Source organism: Fibrobacter sp. UWEL (genome assembly GCF_900142535.1).
In the GTDB taxonomy this organism is placed as follows: Bacteria; Fibrobacterota; Fibrobacteria; order Fibrobacterales; family Fibrobacteraceae; genus Fibrobacter.
This window is the reverse complement of sequence record NZ_FRBE01000018.1, coordinates 66,343-75,318: the sequence shown is the minus strand read 5'-3', so window position 1 is coordinate 75,318 and position 8,976 is coordinate 66,343. Positions and strand designations below refer to the sequence as shown.

The following is an 8,976-nucleotide window of genomic DNA, read 5'->3' as shown; positions in this document are numbered from 1 at the left end:
CCGCACCATCAATTTAGCCAAAGGATTTTTTTCATGATCGCCAGAAGGCTTTATTTGAACTCCCCAGCATAGCTGGGGGTTTTCGTTTTATCCAACAAAAAAAGACTCGCCATAAGCGAGTCTTTATACCCTACGTGGGGAAAGGAGTCTAGACTAATGATCACTTGGCAACTTTGTTGCCCTAGTGAGAATTGTCCACTTTGTGGAGGAAGGCGAAGTCCAAGCAAAAAAAGGACCGCCGTTAGGCAGGTCCTTTATACCCGAGTGATGGGTGGGAGTCCTTTAACCCTACGTGGGGAAAGGAGTCTAGACTAATGATCACTTGGCAACTTTGTTGCCCTAGTGAGAATTGTCCTCATTGAGGAGGAAGGCGGAGTCCAAGCAAAAAAGGACCGCCGTTAGGCAGGTCCTTTATACCCGAGTGATGGGTGGGAGTCCAGAGGGCGGGGATCTACCCGCCCTTTGCATCTCTTTAGAACGAATAAGTAGCGTCGAGGCGAGAGAAGAGGCGGCCTTCACCCTGGAACGGGTTACGGAACAGCACGTCTTCAGCAACGGTCACGTCGATCTTCAACTTTTCTTCGATGTTGATACCGAAACCGAAACCAACGTGGTCCTTGTTGGAACCGTCAGCCAGCGGATTGGTAGTGAAGAAGGTGCCGTCATCCTTGCAGATGCCATAGCGTTCGTTGTTGTAAATGTTCTTTTCGTTCTTGGAGCATTCGGTATAAGTGATGGACTTCTGGCCGCCAACGCGGATTACGAACCAATCCCACCAAATGTTACGTTCGATACCGAAGGAAATCTTACCACCGATGTCGGAACGCTTGTCCCAGTTATGATCGCCATCTTCATCGCGAGCATCATAAATCCAGGAACCACCAGCAACATTAGAGTCGTAAACGTAGTCGTGAGCCTTCAGCTGACGCCATACGAAGTCAAGACCCATCCAGAAGAAGCCACGGTTCATAGCAACGTTGATGCCGAGACCAGCCTGAGCGTTCTTATCGTCAATGCCAGGAGCAGTTGCCAACTTCATAGAAGCTGCCGGAACCAATTCACCATCGATAGCTTCGAGAGTGAAGAATGCACGAGCCTTAGCGAGGAAAGTGAAGTCGCCATTTTCAAAGAAGTCATAGTGACCCGGACCATACTGGATACGAGCAATACCGAAAGATGCTTCATAGGAAGTACCGCTGCTGGTCTGGATGTTCAAACCACCATCTGCCTTAACGATGGAAGCGTGAGCATCTTCATCCGGCTGGTAGGAACCGCTTTCGTCCAGATCACCACCATCCTGGTGAGCAATATAGATGTGCAAGCCCATAGCGTCACCGCTAGAGAGAGTCCAACCCAAGAAACCGTCAAAGTTAGTCACAGTTTCAGGAACCTTGGCATATCTGCCAGTGCCAGTCTGCACGCGGCTCGGGAGGTACATAGACAGATCTTCATCAATGCGACCAAAGAGACCACCGATGGTGAACTTCGGATCAGGATTGTTTTCATCGCCCAAGGACAGGGAGAAGATACCACCGAAAGTGGGATGCTGAGGATCGTAGTTACCACCAGCCTGGAGGTTGTTATCGGTATAGGCACCGAAACCACCAATCAAATAGTTAGAATAAAGGTTTGCGTTAGCCGGGTTATCAAAGATGCTTACATCGTCCATGATATAAGTAGTGTTCTTACCCATAGATTCTACACGTGCGAAGGTTGCAAATGCGGAACCAACGCCAAATACGCCAATTGCAGCACCGACGGCAGCAGCAGTTCTTAAGTTCATTATAAACTCCTCTGTAAAATTCTGTTTTAAAGTTAGCTTTATAAAATCAAAAACGCAATAAAAATTTAAACAAATGTAACTTTTTTAAAGATTTTTTTAACAAAAAAAAGGCCGGGCACGAATGCCCAGCCTTTTTTGACACTTTTCTGAGAATTATTCAGAGAAGGTGAACGGAATAGTCACAGTGGTGTTACCAGACTTAACAGTTCCGAACTTCCAACGAGAAACGGAAGTCTTGATTTCCTGGTCGAATTCACCGAAGCCAGTAGTAGAGGATGCGATGGAGATGCTGATAATTTCGCCACCCGGAGCAATTGTGAACTTCAGGGTAACCTTACCGGCAAAGCCAGGCTTCTTCTTCAGGAACTTGTTATAGATGTGACGGAGACCCGGAGTACGCTGCTTAACCACTTTCTGGATTTCAGACTTACTACGAGAACCACCACCGGCGCCCATGTCGATATCACGTTCAGACGGAGTTCTGATGGAACCCTTAGCCTTAGTAGCGATACCACCGCCACCACCGCCAAGGAGGCCAGCCAGACCGTCACCGATACCACCGGAACCGCCTTCTGCGTAACCTTCGTTAAAGCCGCCGTCTGCCTTACCGCGACGACCACCGAGCTGAGTCTTACCAGTAGTCTGGAGGCCAGCCACGTCCTTCAGCACCTTGTCAATGTCCTTAGAGAACTTCTGGTTCTTCATCAGGTCATATGCGCCGGCGCTGGCGTTCTTGGTCTGAGCAGTGAGGAGCTTCAGCACACCGCGAGTCTGGGGAGCGTTGGGCTGACCCTTACCACGGGGCTTACCACCGCCACCAGCCTTCTTACGAGGCTTCTTCGGCTCTTCCTTCTTCTTTTCTTCCTTCTTCTCTTCCTTCTTTTCTTCCATGGTCATGGAAGCTACGAGTTCGGTGTCAGCCTTTTCGTCAAAGACGACTTCGTCAACGACCTGTTCGTAGGTGGAAGCGAGAAGACAGATTGCAATGGCAACTGCAAGAGAGATACCTGCAATAGCGCCCATCTTCTTGTCGGATTCCGGCATCAAAGACGCTACTAAAGGATCAACTGCGGGAGATACTTTCTTAGCCATAGTTTAGTCCTCCCCACCGTTCTTTTCCATCACGGCGAAGGAAACGTTAGTGTAACCATTCAGGCGAGTATCCGGGCCAGTGTAATCGCAAGTGGGAACACCTGCAATACCGCAGGTAGCCATCACCTTGTACATCACATCGTAAGGAATGTTCTTATCGATCTGAACAACAACGCTACCTGCTGCATCACCGGGCTGGTTTGCTGCGAGAGCTGCGTCACGTTCAGCCTTACGGCGTTCGTGCAATTCAGCGAGAACGGGGGCCACACAAAGATCTTCCTGATTCAGGACATCGTCAGTAGGAACAACTTTCTTGTTGTCAACCACGACGTATTCTCTATCGATCACAACCACCAGAGAAACTTCTGCGGGCTGCTTCTTAGAGACGGAAACCGGAAGGATCAAGTTTTCAGCCTGAGTTAAGAGCTGACCTTCTGCGTCCATGTTCTTAATCATGAACACCAGAATAATGGTCATCATGTCCATCATGGACGTAATCGAGAACGGGACGTCTTCACCGTATTTACGACTTTTTCTTGCCATGATTAACCTCCCAGCTTAGCAAGGTTGATCTTGCCAAAACCGGCTTCTTTAGCGCGGTCCATAAGTTGAATGATCTTGTCGAACTGAGTATCGTCGTTAGCAACGATAATGATGTTGTCAGCGTCGTCAAGGTCGATAAACGTGGTATGGATTGCGATAAGATCCTTAGCGATCAGGTCATATGCGGACAGCGGAGCAATCATATTCTTTGCAGCTACATCCGGTTTCAGAGTACGGACAGAGTTTTCTGCAAGAGTAGCGATTGCCTGGCCTGCACTGGGCTTCACGAGGGTAGCGGGCTTCTGAGCACCACCGGGACCTTCGCCAACTGCCATGAGGAAGTTGTTGTTGCCATCGACGTATGCGCTATCAGCGACTGCTTCTTCAGCGGTACCACCGTTGGAGTAAACAGCCCAAATAATCTTACCGGGATCTTCTTCAGATTCCTTCTGGATTGCCCAGAGCTGGATAGCTTCGATTTCGTAAAGATACTTATCCTTATCCATTTCGCTGCCATCCTGGCACTTGGGACCATGTCCACTTTCTACTGCAGCCTTCACATCATCCGGAGAATGAGTGATGAGCTTTGCATCGGACTTGCAACGGAACGTCCACATTTCCTTGAAATAGACGTTCGGCTGGAAACCACCGCGAGCACCGATAACGAGGTAGTCGCTGGTAATTGCCAAAGACAAGTTCAATGCCTGTTCATCGGGAGGCGGCTGGTCGTCGCTGTTGGACATAACGCTGCGTTCGGGCAGGTTAACTTCCACAATAGCGAGCTTAGAGAAAGCAGCCATGGACAAGAGCATAGGAATCAAGATTGTGAACAAGCCCATTGCCGGCAACAGGTCCGGTTCTTCAGGCTTTGCTGGTTTCTTAAGTTGTCTTGCCATATTTATTTAACTCCAGTTAATTGTAATTACCTAAACAATTATGCCAAGGAGTTGATGATCTTGAGGCCCTTTTCTTCCATTTCCTGGATCAGGCGTTCGGAGTTCATGTTGAGGAGGCCAACGATGACCAGCAGGGGCACTGCAGAGAGAAGGCCGAGGAGGGTGGTACCCATAGCGATAGCGATACCGTCAGAAAGAGCCTTAGCACGTTCAGAAGCCGGCTTGTTAGCAACAGCGTCGAAGGTGAAGATCAGACCGTAAATAGTACCCATCAGACCGAGCAAGGTAGAGATGGAAGCCATAACCTGGATGATGGAGATGTAACGAGTCAGACGGGGAGCTTCAGTAAGGAAAACTGCATCGCAAGCAGCAGTCATGGTTTCGCGGCCACCGTTACGAGCAGCAACGATTGCAGCCATAACGCGAGCAACCGGGAGCTTGGTCTTGTTAGCGAGGCTCAGAGCCTGGTCATACTGCTGAGAAGAGATGAGCTTACCAAAGTCAGCCAGGAACTTAGCACGGCCAGAGCCGCTCTTCACCATGATGTAGACAAAACGTTCGATGGAGAAACCAAGGCCGATCAGGAAGACGACCAAGATGATCCACATGAACTGCCAACCATCGGATTCGGGGCTGAAAGATTGAAGCATTTTAGACATTAGAGTACTCCTTTAATGAGTGGTTTTTATGTTTTTTTGAAATATTGAAGTTCATATTAAATTTTTTTGAGCGAATTGGGGAGATTTGAGTGGTAAAACTTAATTTACGATACCCAAATACCCAATTTTTATCAAAAAGAACGGGGGAACCCTATGAACAAGGTCCCCCGTAAATTTGTTTTTACCGCTAGATTTCACCTGCGCCGGTAGATGCAGCGGCGGGTGCCGGTGCCGGAGCAAGCATCTTCTTCAGTTCAGCAAGCTTTGCCTTCAACTTTTCGTTTTCGGCCTTGCCTTCCTTGATGATGTCGCGGTAGGTAGCGATCTGTTCTTCCGGAGTCATCACTTCGGACTTGGAGATCTGTTCGATACGTGCCTTGGTCTTGAAGTAAGACGGATCAGAGAACAAGGTAGACGGGTCAAACTTTTCGATCTTGGTGTTCAGCACTTCGTTAGCTTCGTCAATGGACTTGAGAAGTTCGAACAGCTTTGCAGTCCACTGGTTGTCAATACCGTAGTAGGCAGAAGCCTTGATACCGGTCTGGCAAACGGGGATTGCAGCCTGCTTAGCAGCTTCAGAACGATTGCTCAATTCTTCACGATAGGCTTCCAGGTCTTCGTGGACAGCTTCCATAGCGTCTTCCTTGACCATGCCTTCGTATTCAACGTATTCCTTCACGATGGCAGCAGAGTCAGGCAGCGGAGAGTTAGCGAATGCGTCGGCAACTTCCATGTACACAGATGCGCTCTGGTAGTACATTTCAATGTAGCCTTCTTCAGCTTCGACCACGTCCTTGTTGTAGAAACCCTGGTCACGAGCAAGGTCGATATTCTTCTTGAAGATCGGCTGAGCCTGTTCGTAGTAGCTGGGGAGCTGCTGAACAATACCGATACGTTCTGCGAAGCGTTCGTCTTCCTTCTTGCCGTTCAGTTCCTGTTCACGAATCTTCTGAGCCATGGTCACGAAGAGCATACCCATCTTGTTGGTGGCACGGAAGGTCCACTTTTCAGATGCGTAGGTTGCAGACTTGGAGTACTGGCTCATAGCCTTCTGGAGGATGTCCACCAGCTGCTTAATCACCTTAGCCTTATCCTTATCCTTACCCTTGATGACAATCGGGGTCATCTTGTTGTATTCAGCTTCGCCCAGATAGAATGCAGCTTCAGCAGGAACTGCCGGATCAGCATTCTTAATCTGCAGACCGTACTTATCGTAGTTCTTCAAGGTAGCGTCATAGTCAGCCACAGCGTTCTTTTCGTCCTTCAGTTCCATGTAGGCACGAGCAGCACCGATGTAGGCAGCGATCAGCTTTTCCTTGTCTTCGTTATACATCTTGATGAAGTTGTGATATTCCTTGGCAGCCAGGTCAAACTTCTTGCCGTTTGCGTAGGCCATGGGGATGGAGAATGCAGCATCCAGAGCGTAGGAGCTCTTCGGGTAATCGCGGACCAGGTCCTTGTTACAACGGATAGCTTCATCAACCATCTTAGCTTCATCGTAGCTCAAGCATGCGCTATAGAGGTAGCCCGGAGTACGTTCATCCTTCGGATAGCGCTTGTAAGCGATTTCGTAAGTCATAGCAGCAGTCTTCTTATCCGGTACGGAGTCGTAAGTCTGTGCAGCGGAAGCAATGGCGAGGAATGCCATGGAGTCCGTCGGGAAGTTGTTGGTGATGAACAAGTAGGTGTTAGCAGCTTCGCGGAGGAGACGTTCCTTTTCCTTAGCAGCATTCTTGCTGTTAGCAGGAACAGCAGCGCTTTCCTTCTTGTATGCACCTGCGGCACGAACGATACCCTTGATGGTGAGCGGAGACTTAGCATACTGCTTCGGCAACATCATGAAGGTCTGTGCGGCCTGAGTGAACTTGTTAGCGGATTCGTAAGCGGCAGCAGCTTCGAACACAGCCTTATCAGCAATGTCGATCTGCGGGTAACGCTTCACGAGGGCCAGGTAAGCGCCAGCACCCTTTTCGTACTGCTTAGCCTTGACAGAAACTTCTGCCTGCTGGAACAGAACGTAAGCGATAGCCTTTTCGATTTCCTTAGCCATGGAATCGTTGTAAGTCGGCTTCTTCTTGTCGCTGTACTGCTTGAAGAGCCATTCAAATTCGGTAAGTGCTTCATCCAGCTGGCTAGATTCCAACAGGGACTGAGCGAGCATACGGCTAATAAGCAAGATATACTGATGGTTGGGATGATCCTGCTTCAGCTTGCGGAGTTCGGTAACGGCAACCTTGAACTGCTTTGCATCGTAGTGAACGATTGCAGCGTTGTAAGCAAGTTCTGCAGCTTCCTTGTTCTGGCCGAACTTAGCCATGTAGCGCTTAACCTGTTCGAAGTATGCCTTGGTTTCGGGAAGTGCGTATGCCTTAACAGCATCGTCACCGGCCTTATTCTTCTTAGCAGCTTCGCGAGCCTGGTCCATCATGAGCACAGCGTTATAGCCAGCTTCTTCCTTCTTCAGGAGAGCGTCGGAACCCAGGGGACGACGACCGTAACGGGTAGTATCGGTGTCGACGATCCAGTTGAACATCTTGGCAGCGTTAGCAAACTGGCCCATTTCCTGGTAAACGAGAGCGAGGTTGATGTGAACCTTGTATTCGTCCCAAGTCGGTTCCTTTGCATAGCGCTTCAGGAATGCTTCGTAAGCCTTAATAGCTTCTGCATACTGCTTCTTACCGGCTTCCAGGTCACCTTCCTTGGTGAGCTTAGCAGCGCGGGAATGATGGTACTGCGGAATATCGAGCATAGCGCCGCGAATTGCAGTTTCAGCATTCTTCACAGATTCAGGATACTTCTGGTTCTTCTTGTACCAGGAAGAGTTACGGTCATAACGCTTCACAACAGTGTAACGATGCTGCTGAGCTTCTTCAAACTTCTGCTGCACGATCAAGATTTCGATCATTGCAATATCAGCAAGAGGAGCGTCGATGTAGTCAGCGTTAATGCTCATCAAGCGCTTGAAGGACTGGACAGCTTCTTCGTTACGGTCATGGTCCTTGTTCTTCATACCGATACGGTAGTAGACGGAGTCCTTGAAGTTAACCTTCTTGTCCTTCAAGAAAGCTTCAGCTTCCTGAACACCACCACCTTCCAAGTCAGAGAATGCGGCGGCCATGAAGTCCATTGCTTCACCGCGCAAGTCTGCAGGGTATTTGCCCTTATCGGCACCGATGATGTAGTTGTAGTACTGGATTGCTGCAGTTTCGAATTCTGCAGTTTCATAGTAGGATTCAGCCAAGTGGTACATGGCCAATGCAGCTTCCTTACCAGTCAGGTTGTCGAAACCAGTCACCTTCTTATAAGCGCTGATTGCATCCTTGAACTTACGGTTCATGAAGTGGTATTCTGCAATACGGAGCCATGCCTTAGGAACAAGGCCGTTTTCCGGGAAGGTCTTTACGAGGCGATCACGGAGCTTGTAAGCCTTGTCGTCTTCGCCGCTAGCTTCCAGAACTGCAGCAGCCTGGTACATAACGGTCGGGGTCTTGCTTTCCTTGGGATACTTGTCGATGTATTCCAGGAAGTAACCCAAAGACTTCTGGTGATCAGCCTTGGGAAGGTCATCGATGTTAGCGCACTTAGCCGGCTTGTTATCGCGGTCTGCGCACCATGCAACATCTTCTTCGTACTGAGCAGTCTTGTCGAGGAACTGCTTTTCTTCGAGCTGGAACTGATAGTGACCGAGCTGCTGGAGAGCGGAAGCGCAACGTGCGTTCTGCTTACCCTTACAGTTGTTCACCTGCTTTTCCCACTGGGTAATAGCATCAGTCATACCCTTTTCATCAAGGCCACCGGAACGGCAAGCCTGTGCGGCCTGGTTCTTAGCAACCTTATAAGAGCTAGCGCAAGATTCATATCCTGCATTGCCCTTACCGATGGACTTACACTTAGCCATCAATTTCTTTGCTTCTGCAGTCTTTTCCTTACATGGGTCTGCGGCAAAAGAAGTGCCTACCAAAGAGGCAACAATTGCCGAAACGAGCAAAAGGTTTTTCATTGT

Annotated in this window: 6 protein-coding genes; all 6 read right to left on the bottom strand. The window is 49.2% G+C overall.

Annotation, left to right across the window (positions count from 1 at the left end):
* Positions 1-472: 472 nt before the first annotated feature.
* Positions 473-1,783, bottom strand: a complete 1,311-nt coding sequence (locus tag BUB59_RS11505; RefSeq protein ID WP_073230096.1) for a hypothetical protein — start codon at positions 1,781-1,783, stop codon at positions 473-475.
* A gap of 153 nt (positions 1,784-1,936) precedes the next feature.
* Positions 1,937-2,875, bottom strand: a complete 939-nt coding sequence (locus BUB59_RS11500) for an AgmX/PglI C-terminal domain-containing protein (protein ID WP_073230094.1) — start codon at positions 2,873-2,875, stop codon at positions 1,937-1,939.
* Positions 2,876-2,878: 3 nt separating this feature from the next.
* Positions 2,879-3,418: a biopolymer transporter ExbD gene (locus BUB59_RS11495; protein WP_073230092.1), complete on the bottom strand. Its 540-nt coding sequence runs from the start codon at positions 3,416-3,418 to the stop codon at positions 2,879-2,881.
* A 2-nt stretch (positions 3,419-3,420) separates the two neighbouring features.
* Positions 3,421-4,314 (bottom strand): ExbD/TolR family protein, encoded by an 894-nt coding sequence (locus BUB59_RS11490; protein ID WP_073230090.1) that lies wholly within the window; start codon positions 4,312-4,314, stop codon positions 3,421-3,423.
* A gap of 38 nt (positions 4,315-4,352) precedes the next feature.
* Positions 4,353-4,973: a MotA/TolQ/ExbB proton channel family protein gene (locus tag BUB59_RS11485; RefSeq protein ID WP_073230088.1), complete on the bottom strand. Its 621-nt coding sequence runs from the start codon at positions 4,971-4,973 to the stop codon at positions 4,353-4,355.
* Positions 4,974-5,160: 187 nt separating this feature from the next.
* Positions 5,161-8,973 carry a tetratricopeptide repeat protein gene (locus tag BUB59_RS11480; RefSeq protein ID WP_234980037.1) on the bottom strand — a complete coding sequence of 1,271 codons (3,813 nt, stop codon included), beginning with the start codon at positions 8,971-8,973 and terminating at the stop codon, positions 5,161-5,163.
* Positions 8,974-8,976 lie beyond the last annotated feature (3 nt).